At 62.1% G+C, this 20,523-nt stretch carries 16 protein-coding genes; 9 read left to right on the top strand and 7 right to left on the bottom strand.

Annotated elements, in window-relative coordinates; translation table 11 throughout:
* Positions 1-35 precede the first annotated feature (35 nt).
* A complete protein-coding gene (locus FGK63_RS09950) occupies positions 36-761 on the top strand; it encodes a DUF3299 domain-containing protein (protein WP_218961129.1) in 726 nt (241 codons plus the stop codon).
* Positions 754-1,962, top strand: coding sequence for a carbohydrate porin (locus tag FGK63_RS09945; protein ID WP_246043997.1), 1,209 nt, complete (start codon positions 754-756; stop codon positions 1,960-1,962). Before FGK63_RS09950 ends, FGK63_RS09945 begins: the two co-directional genes overlap by 8 nt.
* 235 nt (positions 1,963-2,197) lie before the next feature.
* Here FGK63_RS09945 and FGK63_RS09940 read toward each other — a convergent pair whose 3' ends face one another.
* The gene (locus FGK63_RS09940) at positions 2,198-4,501 is read right to left on the bottom strand and encodes a GAF domain-containing protein (RefSeq protein ID WP_138841711.1); all 2,304 of its coding nucleotides are present in this window, start codon (positions 4,499-4,501) and stop codon (positions 2,198-2,200) included.
* Positions 4,502-4,717: 216 nt separating this feature from the next.
* Here FGK63_RS09940 and FGK63_RS20725 point away from each other — a divergent pair, with 216 nt between their 5' ends.
* Positions 4,718-4,906 (top strand): hypothetical protein, encoded by a 189-nt coding sequence (locus tag FGK63_RS20725; protein WP_171052616.1) that lies wholly within the window; start codon positions 4,718-4,720, stop codon positions 4,904-4,906.
* Positions 4,907-5,122: 216 nt separating this feature from the next.
* Positions 5,123-5,509: a hypothetical protein gene (locus FGK63_RS09930; protein WP_138841709.1), complete on the top strand. Its 387-nt coding sequence runs from the start codon at positions 5,123-5,125 to the stop codon at positions 5,507-5,509.
* Positions 5,510-6,432: 923 nt separating this feature from the next.
* Here the strand turns inward: FGK63_RS09930 and FGK63_RS09920 are convergent.
* The 4 genes from FGK63_RS09920 to FGK63_RS09905 form a co-directional block, all read right to left on the bottom strand.
* Complete coding sequence (locus FGK63_RS09920; RefSeq protein WP_138841705.1) at positions 6,433-7,953, bottom strand: YfjI family protein; 1,521 nt, start codon at positions 7,951-7,953, stop codon at positions 6,433-6,435.
* A 143-nt stretch (positions 7,954-8,096) separates the two neighbouring features.
* The gene (locus FGK63_RS21210) at positions 8,097-8,273 is read right to left on the bottom strand and encodes a helix-turn-helix transcriptional regulator (protein WP_425471845.1); all 177 of its coding nucleotides are present in this window, start codon (positions 8,271-8,273) and stop codon (positions 8,097-8,099) included.
* Positions 8,274-8,325: 52 nt separating this feature from the next.
* Positions 8,326-9,030: a hypothetical protein gene (locus FGK63_RS09910; protein WP_138841703.1), complete on the bottom strand. Its 705-nt coding sequence runs from the start codon at positions 9,028-9,030 to the stop codon at positions 8,326-8,328.
* Positions 9,031-9,056: 26 nt separating this feature from the next.
* On the bottom strand, positions 9,057-10,151 hold the full coding sequence (locus FGK63_RS09905; RefSeq protein WP_138841701.1) for a tyrosine-type recombinase/integrase: 1,095 nt from the start codon (positions 10,149-10,151) through the stop codon (positions 9,057-9,059).
* A 349-nt stretch (positions 10,152-10,500) separates the two neighbouring features.
* Between FGK63_RS09905 and FGK63_RS09900 the strand changes: the two genes are divergently transcribed.
* From FGK63_RS09900 to FGK63_RS09890, 3 genes are all read left to right on the top strand, one after another.
* Positions 10,501-12,144: a tetratricopeptide repeat protein gene (locus FGK63_RS09900; RefSeq protein ID WP_138841699.1), complete on the top strand. Its 1,644-nt coding sequence runs from the start codon at positions 10,501-10,503 to the stop codon at positions 12,142-12,144.
* Positions 12,145-12,280: 136 nt separating this feature from the next.
* Complete coding sequence (locus FGK63_RS09895; protein WP_138841697.1) at positions 12,281-14,167, top strand: PhoX family protein; 1,887 nt, start codon at positions 12,281-12,283, stop codon at positions 14,165-14,167.
* 176 nt (positions 14,168-14,343) lie between these two features.
* Entirely contained in the window at positions 14,344-15,090 is a 747-nt protein-coding gene (locus FGK63_RS09890) for a hypothetical protein (protein WP_138841696.1), read from the top strand.
* A 16-nt stretch (positions 15,091-15,106) separates the two neighbouring features.
* Here the strand turns inward: FGK63_RS09890 and FGK63_RS09885 are convergent, their stop codons facing one another.
* Together FGK63_RS09885 and FGK63_RS09880 are read right to left on the bottom strand one after the other, a co-directional pair.
* Positions 15,107-15,673 carry a tetratricopeptide repeat protein gene (locus tag FGK63_RS09885; RefSeq protein WP_138841694.1) on the bottom strand — a complete coding sequence of 189 codons (567 nt, stop codon included), beginning with the start codon at positions 15,671-15,673 and terminating at the stop codon, positions 15,107-15,109.
* Positions 15,674-15,703: 30 nt separating this feature from the next.
* A complete protein-coding gene (locus FGK63_RS09880) occupies positions 15,704-16,192 on the bottom strand; it encodes an Lrp/AsnC family transcriptional regulator (RefSeq protein WP_138841692.1) in 489 nt (162 codons plus the stop codon).
* Positions 16,193-16,295: 103 nt separating this feature from the next.
* On the opposite strand from FGK63_RS09880, the gene putA reads away from it, so the two are divergent.
* Together putA and FGK63_RS09870 are read left to right on the top strand one after the other, a co-directional pair.
* Positions 16,296-19,697 (top strand): bifunctional proline dehydrogenase/L-glutamate gamma-semialdehyde dehydrogenase PutA, encoded by a 3,402-nt coding sequence (gene putA / locus FGK63_RS09875; RefSeq protein ID WP_138841691.1) that lies wholly within the window; start codon positions 16,296-16,298, stop codon positions 19,695-19,697.
* Between the two features lie 43 nt (positions 19,698-19,740).
* Positions 19,741-20,508 carry a rhomboid family intramembrane serine protease gene (locus tag FGK63_RS09870; protein WP_138841689.1) on the top strand — a complete coding sequence of 256 codons (768 nt, stop codon included), beginning with the start codon at positions 19,741-19,743 and terminating at the stop codon, positions 20,506-20,508.
* The last annotated feature ends 15 nt before the right edge of the window (positions 20,509-20,523 follow it).

Below are 20,523 nucleotides of genomic sequence, written 5' to 3'. Positions count from 1 at the left end.
TCTTGTCGGCCCTTTGGACAAGCGTTTCAGGGCTCGTGTTCGCAGCGGCCCTTGTTCCCTCGATTGTCGGAGCGGACACTTCTGTCGATTGGCCCGATCTGATCGACGCCGAGGCGCAGGTGTTCGATGACCCGTTCCGCAACCTGAGCGAAGACCAGATCGACTTGTTGCGGACAATCGTGCGCGCGCGGGAGAAACTGGCGCGCGGGTCTGCGCCAGTGGAGGAGATCCCGGAGGTTGAGGCCCGTCTCGAGAACGCCCTGCAGACACTTGCTCAAGCGGGGATCGACGCCGACGACCTGATCGACCTGCGCTGGACCGTTGCGGGCCTGCGGGAGACAGCGGCCAATGCCGGGAACCCGGCGCTGGATGGCTCGGAGGTCAGCCTTGCCGGTTTCGCGATCCCGGCACCGCCGGAAGCGGATGGCACCTCGACCGTGTATCTGGTGGAACTGGCCGGCATGTGCAGCCACACTCCGCCGCCGCCGCCTAACCAACTGATCCGGGTGCGCCTCTCGGATGGCTGGCGGCCGGATTACATGCACCAGCCGGTCCGCATCCGGGGCCGCGTACATATCGACCCGTCCGAAAGGGTGTTCCCGGTGGTCGATGGCGACGTGCCGATGAAGGCCACGTGGCGGCTGGATGCAGATAGCGTGGAGGCCTTCACGCCGAAGCCGCGTGCAGAGGGCGCAAGCTCGGACTGGGTAGAACAGCTCCGTGCCCAGCTGAAATCCAGGCGGAATTCAGCAGATGAATAGGAGCAACATGTTGCTCTGCAAGATCGCCGGAGCTGCCCTGCTGGCGTTCTTTCTCCTGTCGGAAGAGGCATTGTCACAGCAGGGCCTGTCTGGTCCGTCCTCGGTCGAAGCCGAACTGGCACCCGGCGATGGCCTTTCGGACCCGAAGCCACGCAGCGACTTCCCCCGAAATGTCCTGCCAGGTTATTTCGCTTGGAAAGACGGGCTTGCGGAGAACGGGTTCCGTTTCAACTTCGACTATCTCGCCCTCGGCCAGTGGAGCGACAGCGACCTTGGGCAAGGTGATGCGGGCAGCGGCATCCTGAGATTCTACGGCTCTTGGCAGGCAACCGAGACTGGCAGCCTGACCTTCAAGGTTGAGAACCGGCAGGCCTATGGCGCGGTCGCCCCGCAATTCTTCGGCTTCGACTCCGGTGCACTCTCCATCACCGGAACGGCCTTCAACGACAGCGGTAATCTGCTGACCAACCTGTTCTGGACCCAACGGGACCCGGAGGGGCGGTGGACCATTCAGGTCGGCCAGATCGACGTGACCGATTTTCTCGATGTCTATGGTCTTGTCAGCCCCTACACGGCGTTCCAGAACCTCGCCTTCAACACAAACCCGACCATCAACGCACCCAATCCCGGCCTCGGGATAGCGGCGGGGGCCAAGCTCGGAAACAATTTCTACTTGGTCGGTTCGATAGCCGATGCCAATGGCGACCCGAGCGCGCCAAGTTTCGACGTGTTTCAGACCGGGGAGACCTTCAAGTCCATCGAGATCGGCTATACCAGCGGCGGCGAACGGCTCTATTTCGACAATGTCCACCTGACCTTCTGGCAGTCGGACGAGGCGGACGACGGCAGCCGCGCGGAAGACAAGGGTGTTGCCTTTTCCGCGGCGTGGTTCATCGACAACACATGGATGCCGTTCCTTCGCGCGGGCCGGTCCGAGGGCACGGCAGCGCTCTACGAACGCTCGCTGTCGACCGGGCTCGGCTGGTATCGAAGCAACACCGACCTTGCCGGGATCGGGTTCAACTGGGCCGAGGCAACGGGATTCGACGATACACAGTTCACCACCGAGGCCTTCTACCGCTTCAACATCTCGCCCGATTTCCAGATAACGCCGTCGATCCAATACATCTCCAACCCGCTGCTGAACCCGGGATCGGACGACCTGACCATCTTCGGCCTGCGCGCCCGCATCGTGTTCTGAGAGAGCCCGTGGTGAATTGAGTCAGAGCAAGAATGCCATCAGAAGCTTTTGCTGACAGGGCTTGGCAAGACAGCTCCCAGGAAATCCCAAGGTCCGATTTCTCGGCGCTGCTTCGCAGCACACAATCAATTGGTGAAGGTCGGGTGTGGGCCGAACCTTGCATCGCATAGCGACCCCGATCGTGCACGTGCCGCACCGCACCCGAGGTCAGCATTGAGCCCTAAGCGCTCATTGACTAAGCCTCAGCGATGCCGGTCAGCCGGAACACTTCCACTGGCTCCCGGATTCCTTTCAGCGTTAACTCCCCACGCGATTCCACCAGGAACCGATCCTCGACTGCGATGGCCGCCCGCGGACTCAGAAGGATCTCTCCATCCTGTGCCTCGTCGCAGAGACGCGACGCTAGGTTGATCGGTGTGCCGGAAGCCGTGTAGTCGAACCGCCCCTCGAACCCCACGATCCCAATGTTCGCATAGCCAAGGGAGACAGCCACACCGAAGCCTAGCCGGTGGCCCAGTCGCTTCCATTGCATGCAAAGCTCCACCATCCGAGCGCGCATGGCGATCGCCAGCCGCGCCGCCTCGCCCGCAGGGTCGTCACAGGGCAGCGGATCGTTGAACAGCACCATTATGCCATCCCCCATCCGCAGATCAACTCCCGCCTCGTGGGCGTTGATCAGCTTTCCCATCTCTTCGTGATAGGTTTGGAGAACCTCGATGGTCTCCTCCGGCTCCGCCGTCTCGCAAAAGGCGGTGAAGCCCCGGATGTCGCAGAACAGCGCGCCCAGAAGCGCCCGATGGCTCGACAGCATCTTCTCAGACCCCGACGAAATGACTGTATCTGCCACCGCCGCCGGCAGGAACCTCTTTAGGCGCCCCATGCGCTCGATCTCGTCCACCTGGGCTTGCACCCGGTCGCCCAATTCGGCATTGAGCGCCTCCAGCGCCCTGAACTGGCGCACGTTCTCGATGGCGATGGCGGCCTGGGAGGCGAAGCCTTCGACCAGTTGGGTATCCGAGTCACGGGGGAGGCGGTCGGGCGGCCACATGAGGTTGATGCTGCCCCACACTTCGCCGCGGACGAAGATAGGTACACCTATCAGATACTTCAGGCCCCGCGCCCGGACCCATTCGTAGTCAAGATAGCTTTCGTCTGTAGCATCGTCGATCCGGGCGACCGCTCGAGAGCGGAAAACCCGGCCAGTCAAAGTATTGTCGGCAAGCGGTTCTGCTGGCGTCAGTTCCGTCTCGGCGAGGGCTTCGCCGTGGACGCCATAGCTGGCGCAGTAGTGGATAATGCCATTCTCGACGCGCCACAACGTGCACACCGGTGCACCACATAGTATCGCCGCGCTCCGCGTGATCAGGTCGAACACTGGGCCATCATCGTCCCGATTCTGGCTGATGACTTCCAGAATGTCCCGCGTCGCCACTTCACGCTCTAATCTGGCCTGCAACTCGCTGAACTGCCGCACGTTCTGAATGGCGATAACGGCTTGTGCGGCGAAACTTTCGACTAGGGCCACTTCGTCTGCGTCATAGGGCCGGACTTCACCCCTTGGTAGGAAAAGAGCCCCAATGCCAGTGCCATCGAGAATCAGCGGCACCACAATGTTCGAGCGCGCACCAAAATCCCGAACCAGCGCGACGAACCGTTCGTCCCCAGCCCGGTATTCAGGGATTTCTGCCATATCCGGGATGTTGAGCACCTGGCGGCCGAGGATGGCCCTTGGCGCCAATGCAGTGGTCGGGTCCATGCTGAACGCCTGCTCATCGTACATCTGGGCAATATGATCGGGGAGTCCACGATGCGCGGCTAAGCGCTGACAGGCATCGCCTTCTTTCCCCAATACCAGCACTGCAGATTCTGCATCGCAGAGACGCCGAGCATATTCAACGATCGCCTCGAAAACTGGTTGTTCGTCATCACGCGACTGCGAGATCGTATGCAGTATTTTACGTAATGCCTTTTCCCGCTCAAGCCGCGTCCGCACCTCTCGAAATTGACGCGCATTCTCTATGGCGGTGACAGCTTGAGATGCGAATGCTTCGACCAGATCAACCTCTCGGTCAGTGAATGCCTGAACTTCACGCCGATACAGAATGATGCAGCCCAATGCCAAGCCATTCAATTGCATGGGTACAAAGAGAATTGTGCGCATTCCCTCTTTTTCGACGGCTTCCTGGCGATGCCGCATTTCAGAGCCGGTGATCGTCGCATCGGCAACATCTTCCACTTGAAGCACTTCAAGTGTCTGCATCGCTTGAGCAGCGAGAAATTGGTTTGGTTCAAATGCAGGCGGGTTCTCTTTGAGAAAGTCGAAGTAGTCAGTGCGTGCGCCGAGGTGCGAGGCTATTTCAATATGTGTCCGCTGCTGATTGAGAACCCCAAGCAAGCCCATAGGAGCGTTGCACAGCTTCGATGCGTGCTTCAGGATTGCGCAGAACACCGGATAGGGGTCACCGCGGCTCTCGTTGACTAGGTCGAGAATCTCCCGGCTTGCTGCCTCGCGCGCTTGAGCGTTGTTCAGGTTGGCCAAAAGGCTTTCCCTATCTGAACTATTCTGCACGGCGTTTCTCTAAGGATTGTATCACTCTTCCCAAGTTAGAGATGCTAGACATCTCGCGCCAGAAAAATGCATTGCGGTAGTTCCGTTAATGACGGTTCTGTCCGGCGATACGGCCATAGGGACCAGGTTTGGGTGTGCTGCGCTGCCGCAGGTCCGCTATGAGCCCATGGCGGAAGTGGAGAAACTATGCTGCGTGCGCGCGCGGCACGTGAAGCCAATGCAACGTCGAGGTTCACCCGCCGTGTGGAAGGAGAAAATGCAGCTTTTCTGGAAGCACGCGGCAAGTCTGAAAGCACGAACTCACACAGTGTGCAGACCTACCAGGAAGCACGCGTCCATGACGCGAAACGCTCCACTTCAGAAAATCGCGGATGATCGCCGCGGCTCACCGCCCAAAAGGGTCTGCCAGGTACACTGCCTTTGTGCGGGATTTTGCTGCGCCGAAGTATCGACCGGCAACTCTTCGCCGGTTTCTATGGCAAGTGGGCAACGGTAGTGTGTCTTGCCTCAGACATGGGGCTGTATGGGTCGAAAGATTGAGAAAAGCTGTTAGCTCGCTGCTCAAAATGGATTGTTTCAGGATCCACCAACATGACTCTTTCTGCTCCATCCAGCCAAGAGCTGGAATTTCTCATCGACACCTATCTCGACGCCAGCCGGACGGGTATCACCGCAAGCGAAGGTGTTCGACGAGCGGCACGGGCCGTTGTGCTGGAGATGAGCGAGACGGAGCGTCAGCGCATGCTGTACCTGGCCAGGCAGAAAGAAGCGATCGCATTGAGGAGTTTGGTTCTCTGGGTTGTGCAGGTGGTTGCTCTGGCGGGGGTATATGTGGGCGTGTTCTACGGCGTTCTGGTCATGCAGATCTCGCTTCTGCCGGTTATTTTGCTCGTCGTTCTTACCGGTATTCTATTGGTTGGTTATGACAGTGTTCGCGATTTTCTCCGGGACAGCTCAATGGCTGCAGACCTGAAATAGTCCCCCTTACGAGCGCTTATCCATGCTGCAACTCGCAACGGTTTTGGACCGCTACAAGTACGTTCCGACATAAAGTGTACTCCCTTCACTGTGCGACGCCGCACCTTGGATCTTCAGAGCCTGTCGGAGAAAAACACTCGCACAAAGCCTGGCTATTCAGGTATTCCGGCAGCCGCCATCATTTCGTAGTAAGTGCGGTATATGCTTGGCTTGGTGAGGGGCCTTAGGCACGTAGAGCGGCAATGGATGAGGTTGGGACGCCGCCCTATCGAGCGTGGCTGAGAGCTTCTATTTTTTGGTAACGGTTTTTAGCTGGCAAAAGTCCAGTGCCACTCAAGGCGCCCAAAGGCCGAGAAAACCGAGCAAATGATACATGATGCCGTCAACACACGAGAACAGCCCCCTCCAGCCCACTCCCAATCCGAAGCCACCGGGCACGAATATCGAGCTGGTGAGAGCAAGGGGTCAGCCTCTGGCTTTCTGAGTTTGCGTGTCTTTGCATCTAACCGAAACGCGTCGCGGGAATAGACGACTATCCGACCGCTAGGTTAGGCTGGAATGGGCCAGAGACGAGGTAGGCTCCCCAAAAGATTGATGTTTTCAGAACGACCTCAACGTCGAGCTGATTGGTCATTTGCTTTTTGCTCCACGTCGCGCGCACCAGCGCCCAGCGAGAAACTCAGCCAATGGTCGCGGCAAGCCACCGTCATACTCCATGATGGCAGCCCGCTCCTCGAAGGCGTCTTCCCAATCGGTCAAAGTTTTGGGTGCAGGCTGTTGTTGCTGCGGCAATTGCGGCATTTGCGGCAAACGTCTCCATGGGGTTGACCGACCGTCCCCCTCCCTGGTGCGAGGATCTCCTACCGGAAAAATCTCTTCTGCGTTTTCAAAACATGCCCTGATGCAGGCGATACCAGCCGGGTTCATTTTGTGGTACCTGAACGAACAACCCGCCAATACGTACGACTGATGGCGCCGCCGATCACTTGCTTTCCGGCTTCGCGTACGAGCCAACCGTGCTCCTCGAGAATTTGGATGCAGCGCGTCAGGGTGTTGCCGTCACGCAGATGCCCAGGGCCGTATTTCATCATCGTGCGCTTGTCGATGAAATCCTCGTGCCACTTCTCGCAAACCCAGGACCGCAGCTCTTCTGCTGCACAAAGTTCTTTGTCCGGCCGACCGGTATCGGTGATGCGCAACATTTCTGAGAGGTACCACTCCATCATCCCGATGCCGTTTTCCATTGCCTCGGCGGTGACCTCGGCGGCGTTTTCATCAGCGAAGATGGTTTGGATCCCGGCAATCCGAACGGCCATTTCAGGCGACTTCGCGGCGAAGCCCGTCATGTATTCAAATGCCCGCCCCTTTCCTGAAGCCTCCTCGACCCGATTGTAGAAGTCCTCAAGCTGTTTCCGCGCCATCTCGGACAATGCCAATACCCTCGGTTGCAAATCAGCCCGTGTCCCCGGATGAATTGGCAGGTCCGCATTCAAGAGTTCAGTGATGCGTTTATCGAACGCGGCCAAAACAGATTTGGCTTCGGTCTCTTCTGCCGAGCGAGCCTCGCTTTTGCGAATTACCCTTGAACCGATCTTGCTTTCGGGCCAGGCGATAAGAACCCGCGACAGCAATCCCTGGTCTTTCATTATGGGATCGCCAACCACACTCTGCGCGACGCCAGGTTGGATCATCAGATGCAGCGACACGCGCTTGCCGCTTAGCTGGATGGGTTCGGCAGATGCTCTGCTTTTGGTAAGTGTGGCTCCATCCCAAAGCTTGGAAAACCCTGCGGCGGTTTTGAGCGCGTTTTCCTTTTTCATGCTGTGCCCGCCAAAGAACTGGCCACCTTCATCAGTCATCACGGCAACGGAAGGCCAACCAATTTCCAACTGGCGTATTAGCCCCTCGATGGTCGGGTCGCTGATCCGGCTAGCGGGATAGATTGGGGGTTCAGGCGGGAGGTCTGCGTCCAGTTCTGTGTGGTCATCGTCGACAACATCAAAGTCATCATTCGATTTACGCCTGTTGCCCTTCTGAAATGCCAGCTTCGCCGCTTCAAATTCGCGTTTTTCAAGACGATATTTCCGACCACGTTCCAGATCGATGCGCTCGATCGCAGTTGACGCCAGATGGTCACATGCCGATTTCCGCTCACCTGACTGAGCCACGGTCAGTGCGAAACAACTCAACGGGACAGACCCAACAAGAAACTCCGCATCCGCGTGTGCCTGGGTGGCCAAACTGACAACGATCAGAACGCTTTGCATCGCAATCGCCTCGGGGGCTTGCGTTAGCGTTGAGATAGCCCTGACCACTTCTGCCAAACGCCCCAAAGCATCCCAGGGAACCGGCTCTGAGGCCCTCAGTTCTCCGAACAATGGGGTGGGTTCGGCTTGGGGAGTGGAGACATAGCTCTCCCCTTTGCTAAACTCTGAAGTCAGCATCATTCTCTCCAGCGATATGTTGATGGGCTGGTTTCCAAGCCCCGACAATTCTGTGTGCTAGTCGGCGGGATCCGTTAAAGTTTTACGGAAATTCTGTGCTGATCGGAACGGATCTCATTGACGACACCTTGCCGATACACTGCTCACCTGCACCCAGATGTCATCCAATCGTCGAGATCGGCCTTCAGGTATCGAATAGCCCTAGCGCCAACCCGTAGGAAACGGGGTCCCTTCTCGTACATCCGAAGCTTTGCCAGATAGCTTTCACTCAAGTTAGTGTAGTTCGCTGCCTCTTTGGAGGTAAGGTAAACTTGCTCCAATATTTTTCTCCACCTTGATTTCCTGTCACCAAAATGGGGGGTTTTCGTGATGTTAATCTATGGGTAGCAAATCCAAAAATTCACGATTTCTATCTATATGTTCGACCCAACCGTTGAACGCAGCGTCCACGTTTGCATTGATGTTGTAGAGATCGAAAAGATCGACAAGCAATCGGCGCAGTGGCCCCGAACCGTTCATCTTTTTGGGCACGTTCATTTTGTCAGGGTATCTGCGGCTCACTTCAACTGCGGCCTCCACAACCTTCCAGGCGCCAATGTTCCGATTCCCGGTCGCGATACCAACGGGCAATTCGTCCTGTGTGTATTTTATCGCCTTGTCGATATTCTCCGAAAAGGACATCAAGCCACGAAACACTTGCTTGGCGGTATCAACCTCGGCGAAACTGGGAGCCCGTTCAAACACCTCTTCCGCGCAAGTTTTGCGGTCGTAGGTTCCGTTCAAGACCTCAAGTGGCAAAGTCAGGTTCGCCTCGACCTCAACCAAAACGCCCGGGTGGATATTGGACAGGCTCTCCGCAGCCAGCCGAAGCTGGGCACGCAGGCGCGACAGGTGATTTTTCTGTTGATCACGATTCCAACTCTCGTACAGAGCGACTTCTTTTTCGGCTAGGAAGAGTTGAATGATGCCCGGAATGCGTTGCGGATCAACCGAAGCAAAGTGCTTTTCTAGTATAGGCCGTACGGCGCGATACTGTCTGCGATATTCTTCTTGATGTTCTTCCATAGATTTCTGCATCTCACCCATCCTTCGAGCGCGCAGTATCAGCGTTCATTGTTCTTTACAGATTCTATTCGGTCTTGGATTTCCCTGCAGGTCGTCTCCATCGACGGGCGCAGGGCATCCAGACTGGGTTTCACATACCGTTGACCTGTTATGGACAAAGGTGTGTGGTTCAGCAAGCGGCCAACAACCTCTTCCAGAATTCCCGCCTCCATGGCCACCGTCGCAAAGGTGCGCCGATGCGCGTGCGGAGACCAGGTGATCTTTTCCGGGCCAGTGATGTGGCCCGTCAATGACTTGGGCGTTGGAAACACCCACTGACGGCTCAGGCCTCGAACCGGCGCCAGGATTTCATGGTGAATCTGCGTGATCGGAAAATCGAAACTGCGCCCGTTCTTGGTCACGGGAAGGTGAATGTGATCCTCGCGAACATTCTTCCATTCCAGCGTCAGGGCTTCGGTCTTGCGAAAGCCCGTGAACAGGATCAACTCGTAGAAGACCTTGTGGATCGGGTTGTGGAGGTTGTCCACTTCGCGGCGCCATTCCTTCAGATCCTCGATGATCGTCCCCTTCGGCTGCTCTTCAAACCACTCGATTGCCATCGTCGGAGATTCCGGCAGTTCATGCACACGACGAGCATGGTTCCAGACCGTACGAAAGTACTTCAAAAGATGGTTGGCCGCCGATGGGGTCGCGGCAAGTGACCTGTGCCGTTCCACGACCATCGATTTGGTGATTTCATCGAGAGGCAGGCGTAACCAATCCTTGAGATGAAGCTCGAACTGCTGTCGCATAGTCAGCTTATGCGTATCGGATCGGAGCTTAGGGCGCGCCAAATAGACCTCCAGCGCTTCCTTCAAAGTGGGCGCGCCAATTTGGAGATTCTTGCCGGCACCCCTGCCCCATTCCAGGGCAAAGCCCATGGCTGTTTGGCGGGCGACATCAGCTGAGATCGTCGGAAACCGTCCGATCAGAATACGCCGCGTTTGCCCGCCCACGTCTTTCTGGAAATACCAGGTCTTGGACCGCTTCCCGACGAAGAGGACGAGGCCTCTGACCTCATTGTCCCAATGTTTGCTGGTCCCCGATTTTGTCTGCGGAACCTTGCGGGCGAAGGTCTCTGTGAGCCTTGGCATTTTGTCGGCTTTTTGTCGGACTTGGATTGAAACACACGGAAACAGCAGGAATGACCGTGCACAATTTTCTTACATAAAGTGAATGACTTGGCAACCACAGGAATGTCAGGGAAATCTAAAAACGTTGCTTGGAAGGCTAAGGTCTTACCACTACACAACGCCCGCTCAGCAGAACCGTGACCTAATCCATCGGATTTACGACGTCAAGCCGGTTCTGCCGCCGATGTTCCGCAAGGTTGGCCAGCCGCCCCGAAACCGCCGGATTTGTGGTATCCTGCGCCCGACCGAAAGAACGCCGCGCATCTGCCCGCGCCTGCGATGGTCGGCTCACGAAAGGGGGAACCTCACGATGACAGAGTTCAATCTGGGCACCTACCGCCGCGACATCACCATCTCCTCGCCCGAAGCGAAGCACCAGTTCGACCAGGGCCTGATCTGGCTTTACGGCTACAACCACGAGGCCGCCGCCGACTGTTTCGAAAAGGCGCGTCAACTGGACCCCGACTGCGGGATGGCGCATTGGGGCGTCGCCCATGCGATCGGCCCCAACTACAACAAGCCGTGGGAATTCTTCGAGCCCGAAGAACGGGTGGAGACCCTGAAACGCGCCCACCGGGCGATCGAATCCGCCCTGGCGCTGCGCGACGCGGTGACCCCGCTCGAAGCGGCCCTGATCGACGCCCTCGCCCACCGCTTTCCGACAGATCCCGGGATCGAGGACTACGGCCCGTGGAACGATTCCTTTTCGGATTCGATGCGCAAGGTCTACGCCGATCACAAGGACGATCTCGATGTCGCCTGCATCTTCGCCGAGGCACTGATGAACCGCACCCCCTGGCTGCTGTGGGATCTGCCCAGGGGCCAACCCGCCGAAGGCGCCTCGACGGCCGAGGCGCAGGCCGTGCTGGAAACCGCGATCGACACCCTGCCCGGCGCCTGGGACCACCCCGGCCTTCTGCACATGTACATCCACCTGATGGAGATGTCGCCCACCCCCGAAAAGGCGCTGCGGCACGGCGACCGGCTGCTGGAACTGGTCCCCGACAGCGGGCATCTGCTGCACATGGCCACCCATATCGACGTGCTGTGCGGCGATTATCAGAACGTGGTCTCGCGCAACCGCCGCGCCGCCGAGGTGGACAAGAAATACGAGGCCGTGGCGGGGGGCGAGAACTTCTACACCGTCTACCGCGTCCACAACGTCCATTTCGAGGCTTACGGCGCCATGTTCCTCGGCCAGCCGGAAAAGGCGCTCGCCGCGTCCGAGGAACTGATGCGGATGCTGCCCGACAACGTCATCCGCTTCTTCCCGGACCTCTTCGAATCCTTCTACGGCAAGAAGATCCACGTCATGGTGCGCTTCGGCATGTGGCAGGAGATCCTCGACGAGCCGTTTCCCGGCGACCGCGAGCTTTACAGCTACACCACCGCCGCCATGCACCAGGCCCGCGCGGTGGCGCTGGCGAATCTGGGCCGGATGGCCGAGGCCAGGGCCGAGCGCGACGTGGCGGTCCAGGCCCGCAAGGACGTTCCCGAAAGCCGCCTGGTCTTCAACAACACCGCCGAAAACGTGCTGATGATCGGCGAGGCGATGATGGACGGCGAGATCGACTTCAAGTCCGGCGACCGCGAGGGCGGCCTGGCGCATCTGCGCCGTTCGGTCGAACTCGACGACAGCCTGATCTATGACGAACCTTGGGGCTGGATGCAGCCGACCCGCCACGCCCTGGGCGCGCTGCTGATGGAGGACGGGCGGTTCGACGAGGCCGAGGCGGTCTACCGCGCCGATCTGGGCCTCGACAACACGCTCGCAAGGGCCTGCCAGCATCCGCGCAACATCTGGAGCTTGCACGGCCTGCACGAATGCCTTGTGCGCAGGGGCGAAAAGACCGAGGCCCTTCACATCAAGCTGCAGCTCGATCAGGCGGCGGCGCGGGCCACGGTGCCGATCCACGCCTCGTGCTATTGCCGCAGCAAGGCGCAGGCCGCCTGATCCCCGGCACGTGCAATTCGGGATCCTGCGGATTTTCTGGTCCGCGGGCCCGACTTCGGTGAAGTTGTCAACTAACTGTAACACTCCAGGTCTAAACCCGCGCCATACTGCAACCTCCAACGACCAGGAGAACCAAATGCAAGACGCTGATCGCAGGCTGTCCGCCGACGACTGGGACGAACTGCACTTCCCCCGCCCCGAAGAAAACGACTTTGACCGGGTCGTCGAAAGCGCCATTTCGCGCCGCGGTTTCCTGGGGGGCGTTCTGGCCTTCGGTTCCGGCGCGGCGGCGATGGGCGCCGGCCTTCTGGGGGCGGCATCGGCGCGGGCGATGGAAACCTCGCGTTTCGCCTTCACCCCGATTGCGGCCCAGACCGACGGCACCGTGCACGTGCCCGAAGGCTACGGCTGGAAGGTTCTGATGCGCTGGGGCGACCCGCTGTTCTCCGAGGCCGACGGCTATGACATCACCGATGGCGGCCCGGTGGAAAACTCGGACAAGGTGTTCGGCGAAAACACCGACGGCATGGAAACCTTCTCGTTCCAGGGCCGCCAGCTGATCGCCGTCAACCACGAATACCCCAACGAAGACATCAACCTGCCCGCGTCGCAGGACGGCAAGCCGGTCAGCGCCGATGACGTTCTCAAGCTGCAGAACATCCAGGGCGTCACCGTCATGGAGATCGCCGAAGGCCCCGATGGCTGGAACGTGGTCAAGGACAGCCCGTTCAACCGCCGCATCCACCACAACACGCCGATGAAGATCGTCGGCCCCGCCGCCGGCCACGACCTGCTCAGGACCGAGGCCGACCCGACCGGCACCTCGTCGCTGGGCACGTTCAACAACTGCGGCTCCGGCAAGACGCCCTGGGGCACCTACCTGACCTGCGAAGAAAACTTCAACGGCTACTTCGGCTCGACCGACGAGGCCGCCAGCCATGACGAAAAGGTCGCCGCGGGCTTCGCGCGTTACGGCATCAAGGCCAAAAGCTGGAACGGCTACGAAGGCTTCGATCCGCGCTTCGACACCTCGAAGAACCCGAACGAACCGCACCGCGCCGGCTGGATCGTCGAGATCGACCCGACCGATCCGCAAAGCACCCCGGTCAAGCACACGGGCCTCGGCCGCTTCAAGCACGAGAATGCCGAGGTCGTGCTGGCCAGGGATGGCCGCGTGGTCGTCTACATGGGCGACGACGAGCGCGGCGAGTACCTCTACAAGTTCGTCTCGAACGGCACCTACCAGCCCGGCGCCGAAACCGAAGGCCTGCTGAACGACGGCACGCTATACGTCGCCCGGTTCAACGACGACCTGACCGGCCAGTGGCTGCCGCTGACCCCGGAAACGACCGGCATGGAAGCGGCCGAGATCCTGATCTTCACCCGCATGGCCGCGTCAAAGGCGGGCGGCACCACCATGGACCGTCCCGAATGGGTCGCCGCCAGCCCCGTGGCGGCCGAGGCCTATTGCTGCCTGACCAACAACAAGAACCGCGGCGTCAAGCCGAATGCCGGCGGCGACGACACCTCGGCCAACGGCCCCAACCCGCGCGACACCAACCGCTACGGCCAGATCGTGCGCTGGCGCCCCGCGGACGAGGATCACGCCGCCGACGACTTCGACTGGGATCTCTACGTCATGGCCGGCAACCCGACCGTCCACGCCGACGCCTATGCCGGTTCGGACAACATGAACGAGGGCAACCTGTTCAACTCGCCCGACGGCATGGCCATCGACTCGACCGGCCTGGTCTGGATCCAGACCGACGGCGACGACGAAAACCAGGGCGACTTCGCCGGAAACGGCAACAACCAGATGCTGGTCGGCGACCCGGTCACCGGCGAGATCGTGCGCTTCATGACCGGCCCCAACGGCTGCGAAGTGACCGGCCTCGCATGGTCCAGCGACCTGCGCACCATGTTCGTCGGCATCCAGCACCCCGGCAGCAACTGGCCCGACGGCGGCACCCCGCGCTCCGCGATAATCGCCATCAAACGCGACGACAACGCCCTGATCGGCTGATTGCAGGCACCGCGGAACTCGGCCCCCGGAACTTCTCCGGGGGCTTGTCCCTGCCCCCCCTCACCCCATGTTGATTGGGAAACCCGGCACAAGCCCTATCTGGTGAAAGGCGCGCCCCGAAAGCGCCCCGTCACCGGCGCCGAACCGGCCGCGCCCGGATCAAGGAGGGCCCGACGATGCGGTTGCCGATCCTGTTCGCCGTCCTGCTGCTGGCCGCCACCCAGGCGGGCGCCCGCGAATGCGGGTACACCACGGCCTCCGGCTACCGCGCGTCACGCGCCGCGCCGCCGCCCGAATTCTTCGCCTGCCTTTTGGCCGAGATCCGCGACCTCAAGCGCCAGCAGCGCGAGATGGAGCGTACCCTGCGCCAGTTCGAGCGCCTGATCGGCGAACTTCCGGCGCCCTACCTGAACGACAACGGCCAGATCACCGCCGATCCCGGCCGCCGGATCGGCAGCGCCACCTTCATCCTCAACCCGGGCCAGACCAGCAGCCCTTCCGCCCTGCCCATCGACCAGAACGTTCTCGAGGAACTCTGCGCCCCCGGCACCTGCGAGGTCTCGCTGCACTTCCAGTCCTTCGGTTTTCTCAGCGACACGCCCATCCAGTCCACCATCGTCGGCCCCTGCAACTTCGCCTTCGATCCTCTGACGGGCGGCTGGACGCGCGGCCCGGGCTGCGGCGGCAGCACCGTCAGCGGGGTGGACGGCGACGGCGGGATCGGCAATGGCGGCACCGGCGCGGACATCATCGTCGAGGCCGAGCGCGCCTGCCTGCTGGCCGATGCCGGCATCCGCAAGGGCGTCGGTACGGATCACGCGTTCTTCGAAAAGGACCACGCCATCGGGCTGTTCCTGATCACCGCGCCGGCACGGCGGGCCGATGGCGTCCGGCGCTTCAAATGCGAGGTCCGGATCCGCTGATCCGCTGAAAGACCGTTCAGATGTCCTGCCCGGTCACTTCCAGCGGGCCGCCCGGCGCGGCCAGGCCGCGTTCCGGCAGCCACGGGTTCAGCTCCAGCGCCTCCGCCAGCGCCTCGCGCGCCTCGTCGGTGCGTTTCAGCGCCATCAGCGACAGCGCCCGCCCGCTCATCGCCGCGATGTGGCGCGGCGACAGTTCAAGCGCCCGGTCCAGGTCCACCAGCGCCGCCTGGAAATCCTGCCGCAGGAAATTGACGAAGGCGCGCTGGTTGTAGCCTTCGGCATATTCCGGACAGTATTCGACCAGCTTGTCGAAATCGTTCAGCGCGCCCAGCAGGTCCCAGGCTTCGCGCCGCCGCATGCCGCGGTCCAGAATGGCCTGCGACTGGTCGTCCGGCGCGTCGGCCCAGAACTCCCACATCCGGTTCGAGATCAGCCGGGCCTCCTGCTCGGTCTGCGCCTTCTGGATCTGTGCGATCAGCTCGTTCAGGCTGTCCGAATGATCCGGCGCGGCGGGGCAGGTCTCGGCCAGCGCGGCGCTGGCGATCACAAGGGGCGCGACAAGCAGAAAGGCAAACGGTCTCATGCACCAATGCTGCCTCTTCCCGCCCGCCGGTCAACTCACATTTTCGAGCGGGCCCAGCAGGCCGGTCTCCTTGACCGCCTCCATCGCCACGAAAGTCGAGGTGCTGCCGACATGCGGCAAGGACGAGATCTTCTCGGCCAGAACCGCGCGGTATTCCGACATCGACCGCGTGCGGACCTTGAGCAGATAGTCGAAATTGCTTGCGATCATGTGCGCTTGCTCGATCTCGCCGATCCTTCGGACCGCGGCGTTGAACTCGGCCAGCGCCTTTTCCCGCGTGTCGGTCAGGCGGACCTCGACGAAGGCGACATGATCCAGGCCCAGCCGGATCGGATCGACCAGCGCCCGGTAGCCGGTGATGATGCCCTCGGACTCAAGCCGTTTCAGCCGCGCCTGAGTCGGCGATTTCGACAGGCCGATCCGCCGCGCCAGATCCGCGATCGACATCCGCCCGTCCTCGGACAGCACTTTCAGGATGGCCTGGTCGAAGCGATCCAGCCCGGGCAAGTTCATTTGCATCGTCATTGGCCTGATATTCGGGACATCGGCCCTCAACTAACAAAAAATCAGGCGATTGTCCCGCATTGCAGAGTATATACTTCGCAAAAATCCCGGAGACACCATGACCCACGCCCTGCGCACCCTGATTGACAGCCAGACCTACGCCGATCAGTCCGCCATCCTCAGCGCCCTGACCAAGCAGGCCGCCCTGACCTCCGCGGACCGCACCGCCATCTGCGAATCGGCGGCGCAGCTCGTGCGCGACATCCGCTCCAGCACCGCGCCGGGGCTGATGGAGGTGTTTCTGGCCGAATACGGCCTCTCGACCGACGAGGGCATCGCGCTGATGTGTCTTGCCGAGGCGCTGCTGCGCGTGCCCGACGCCGACACGATCGACGCCCTGATCGAGGACAAGATCGCGCCGTCGGACTGGGGCAAGCACCTCGGCCATTCCTCGTCGTCGCTGGTCAACGCCTCGACCTGGGCCCTGATGCTGACCGGCAAGGTGCTGGACGAACGCAAGGCCTCGCCCGTCAGCGCCCTGCGCGGCGCGATCAAGCGGCTGGGCGAGCCGGTGATCCGCACCGCCGTCGGGCGCGCGATGAAAGAAATGGGCCGCCAGTTCGTTCTGGGCGAAACCATCCAGAACGCCATGAAACGCGCCCAGGGGATGGAGGCCAAGGGCTACACCTATTCCTACGACATGCTGGGCGAGGCCGCGCGGACCGAGGCCGACGCCGCCCGCTATCACCTGTCCTATTCGCGCGCCATCGCCGCCATCGCCGATGCCTGCACCCATGACGACATCCGCGCCAATCCCGGCATCTCGGTCAAGCTCTCGGCGCTGCACCCGCGCTACGAAGTGGCGCAGGAGGCCCGCGTGATGGACGAGCTGGTGCCGCGCCTGCGGGCGCTCGCCCTGCTCGCCAAGGCCGCCGGCATGGGCCTGAACGTGGACGCCGAAGAGGCCGACCGCCTGTCCCTGTCGCTGCAGGTGATCGAGGCGGTGATGGCCGAACCGGCGCTTGCCGGCTGGGACGGGTTCGGCATCGTGGTGCAGGCCTATGGCCCGCGCGCCGGGCTGGTGCTCGACACGCTCTATGAAATGGCCGAACGCCATGACCGCAAGCTCATGGTGCGGCTGGTGAAAGGCGCCTACTGGGACACCGAGATCAAGCGCGCCCAGGTCGCCGGCGTCGACGGCTTCCCGGTCTTCACGCAAAAGGCCGCGACCGACGTTTCCTACATCGCCAACGCCCGCAAGCTCTTGGGCATGACCGACCGGATCTACCCGCAATTCGCCACCCACAACGCCCATACCGTCGCCGCCATCCTGCACATGGCCAACGGCCAGCCCTTCGAGTTCCAGCGCCTGCACGGCATGGGCGAAACCCTGCACCGGCTGGTCAAGGACCGCGAAAAGACCCGCTGCCGGATCTACGCGCCGGTGGGTGCGCATCGCGACCTGCTGGCCTACCTGGTCCGCCGCCTGCTGGAAAACGGCGCCAACAGCTCTTTCGTCAACCAGATCGTCGACGAGAACGTGCCGCCCGAAGAGGTTGCCGCCGACCCGTTCAAGGCCGCCCGCAAACCGGCCAAGCATCTGCCGACCGGGCCCGAGCTGTTCCTGCCCGAACGCCCGAATTCGCGCGGCTTCGATCTGGCGCACACCCCGACGCTCGATTCCATCGACGCGGCGCGCGACGCCTTCCGCGCCCACCACTGGTACGCCCGCCCGCTTCTGGCCGAAGAGGCCGCGCCCGAGGCCGACGAGACCATCGCCAACCCGGCGCGCCCGCAGGACCGGCCCGGCGCCGTCGCTCCGGCCAGCGCCACGGATGTCGAACTGGCGCTCGCCGCCGCATCGCCCTGGCTGGCCGCGCCCGACGAACGCGCCAAGGTCCTCAACCTCGCCGCCGATCTCTACGAGGCGCATCACGGCGAGTTGTTCGCCCTGCTGGCGCGCGAGGCCGGCAAGTCCCTGCCCGACGCGATCGCCGAATTGCGCGAGGCGGTGGATTTCCTGCGCTACTACGCCGCCAACATCCCCGACGCCGCGCCGTCGGGCACCTTCACCTGCATCAGCCCGTGGAACTTCCCTCTGGCCATCTTCACCGGCCAGATCTCGGCGGCGCTGGCCACCGGCAACGCCGTGCTGGCAAAGCCCGCCTCGCAGACCCCGCTGATCGCCCACCGGGCGGTGCAGCTTATGCACGAGGCCGGTGTGCCGCGCGAGGCGCTGCAGCTTCTGCCGGGCGGACCGGCGGTCGGGGCCGCCCTCACCTCGGACCCGCGCGTTTCCGGCGTGGCCTTCACCGGCTCCACCGCGACCGCGCTCAAGATCCGCGCCGCAATGGCCGAGAACCTGAAGCCCGGCACGCCGCTGATCGCCGAGACCGGCGGCCTCAACGCGATGATCGTGGACAGCACCGCGCTGCCGGAACAGGCCGTGCAATCGATCATCGAAAGCGCCTTCCAGTCGGCGGGCCAGCGTTGCTCGGCGCTGCGCTGCCTCTACCTGCAGGACGATGTCGCGCATGACGTGCTGACCATGCTCAAGGGCGCGATGGACGCGCTCAGGGTGGGCGACCCGTGGCCGATCTCGACCGATTGCGGCCCGGTGATCGACGAACAGGCGCGGCAGGCCATCGCCGACCACGTCGCGCAGGCCCGCGCCGAGAACCGCGTGCTCAAGGAACTTTCCACCCCGCCCGAGGGCACCTTCATCGCCCCGACCCTGATCGAGATCCCGGGCATCCAGGCGCTGGAACGCGAAATCTTCGGGCCGGTCCTGCATGTCGCCCGCTTCAAGGCGCACGAGATCGACAAGGTGATCGCGGACATCAACGCCACCGGCTACGGCCTGACCTTCGGTCTGCACACCCGCATCGACGATCGGGTGCAGCACGTGACCGAGGCGATCCACGCGGGCAACATCTATGTCAACCGCAACCAGATCGGCGCCATCGTGGGCAGCCAGCCCTTCGGCGGCGAAGGCCTGTCGGGCACCGGCCCCAAGGCGGGCGGCCCGAACTACATGGCCCGGTTCTGCGCGCCCGACCGCCAGAACAGCCAGGAAAGCTGGACCGATGCGATGACCCAGCTGCCGGAACCGACAGGCTCTCCGGCGCCGGTCCTGACCCGTTCCCTGCCCGGCCCGACCGGCGAATCGAACCGCCTCAGCGAGTTTGCCCGCGCGCCGCTGCTGTGCTTCGGCCCCGGTGCCGACGCCGCCCGCGAGCAGGCCGAAGCCGTGCACGCCCTGGGCGGAACCGCCATCTGCGCCACGGGCCGGCTGGACCCGGGCGTGCTGGAAACGCTCGACGGCATCTCGGGGGTGATCTGGTGGGGCGACGAAAAGACCGGGCGCGAGATCGAACGCCACCTCTCGCGCCGCAACGGCCCGATCATCCCCATGATCCCGGGCAAACCCGACCGCGCCCGGGTATTGGGCGAGCGGCATGTCTGCGTCGACACCACCGCGGCGGGCGGCAACGCGGCCCTGCTGGGCGGCGCGGCCTGAGCCATGACTTGACGCTGGGCCGGGAAAGGCCCAGCGTCGCTGCATGATACCCATCCGCGACCACAATCCCTCGGGACGAACCCCTTACGTCGTCTACCTGCTCATGGCAGCCAACGTGCTGATATTCCTGAGTTACGTGGGGGTCATGAACGATGCGCGGCTGATCAACCGGATCTTGTTCGACTACGCCGTCATCCCGGCGCGGATCATGGACGGGTACGGCTTCCAGACCCTGATCACCTCGATGTTCATGCATGGCGGCTGGATGCACCTGGCCGGCAACCTGCTGTTTCTCTGGATCTTCGGCGACAACCTGGAAGAAGAGATGGGGCATGTGCCCTTCCTGATCTTCTATCTCGTCAGCGGCATCGGCGCCGGGCTCCTGCACGTTTTCGCCGCCCCGGCCTCGACCGTGCCGACCATCGGCGCCTCGGGCGCGATCGCCGGGGTGATGGGCGGGTATTTCCTGCTGTTCCCCCGGGCGCGCGTCGATATCCTGCTGTTTCTCATCATCTACATCCGCGTCATCCCGATCCCCGCCTTCGTGATGCTCGGGGTATGGCTCGGGATGCAGGTGCTCGGCGGCTTCGGCGCCGATCCGGACCAGGGCGGCGTCGCCTACTGGGCCCATGCGGGCGGGTTCTTCGTCGGGCTGATCCTGTGCATCCCGCTGTGGATCCGGCGCGGCGGCCCGCGATACTGGAGGCGCACCCACGGCCATCCGCCGCATCCCGCGCAAGAGTATGAATACTCGCCCAGCCGCATCCCGCGCCTGCCGCGCAAGAAGAACCGCGGCCCCTGGAACCCCTAGCTACCGCCGAACGGG

Origin of the sequence: Ruegeria sediminis, assembly GCF_005938215.1 — a bacterium.
Lineage (GTDB): Bacteria > Pseudomonadota > Alphaproteobacteria > Rhodobacterales > Rhodobacteraceae > Ruegeria > Ruegeria sediminis.
The sequence above is the reverse complement of the archived record's forward strand: the minus strand, read 5'-3'. Positions and strand labels throughout refer to the sequence as shown.

Coding starts and splice junctions, on each gene's coding strand:
- FGK63_RS09945 (WP_246043997.1), top strand. CDS start 754: ATGAATAGGAGCAACATGTTGCTCTGCAAGATCGCCGGAGCTGCCCTG.
- FGK63_RS20725 (WP_171052616.1), top strand. CDS start 4,718: ATGCTGCGTGCGCGCGCGGCACGTGAAGCCAATGCAACGTCGAGGTTC.
- FGK63_RS09930 (WP_138841709.1), top strand. CDS start 5,123: ATGACTCTTTCTGCTCCATCCAGCCAAGAGCTGGAATTTCTCATCGAC.
- FGK63_RS09920 (WP_138841705.1), bottom strand. CDS start 7,953: ATGCTGACTTCAGAGTTTAGCAAAGGGGAGAGCTATGTCTCCACTCCC.
- FGK63_RS09910 (WP_138841703.1), bottom strand. CDS start 9,030: ATGCAGAAATCTATGGAAGAACATCAAGAAGAATATCGCAGACAGTAT.
- FGK63_RS09905 (WP_138841701.1), bottom strand. CDS start 10,151: ATGCCAAGGCTCACAGAGACCTTCGCCCGCAAGGTTCCGCAGACAAAA.
- FGK63_RS09900 (WP_138841699.1), top strand. CDS start 10,501: ATGACAGAGTTCAATCTGGGCACCTACCGCCGCGACATCACCATCTCC.
- FGK63_RS09895 (WP_138841697.1), top strand. CDS start 12,281: ATGCAAGACGCTGATCGCAGGCTGTCCGCCGACGACTGGGACGAACTG.
- FGK63_RS09890 (WP_138841696.1), top strand. CDS start 14,344: ATGCGGTTGCCGATCCTGTTCGCCGTCCTGCTGCTGGCCGCCACCCAG.
- FGK63_RS09885 (WP_138841694.1), bottom strand. CDS start 15,673: ATGAGACCGTTTGCCTTTCTGCTTGTCGCGCCCCTTGTGATCGCCAGC.
- FGK63_RS09880 (WP_138841692.1), bottom strand. CDS start 16,192: ATGCAAATGAACTTGCCCGGGCTGGATCGCTTCGACCAGGCCATCCTG.
- putA (WP_138841691.1), top strand. CDS start 16,296: ATGACCCACGCCCTGCGCACCCTGATTGACAGCCAGACCTACGCCGAT.
- FGK63_RS09870 (WP_138841689.1), top strand. CDS start 19,741: ATGATACCCATCCGCGACCACAATCCCTCGGGACGAACCCCTTACGTC.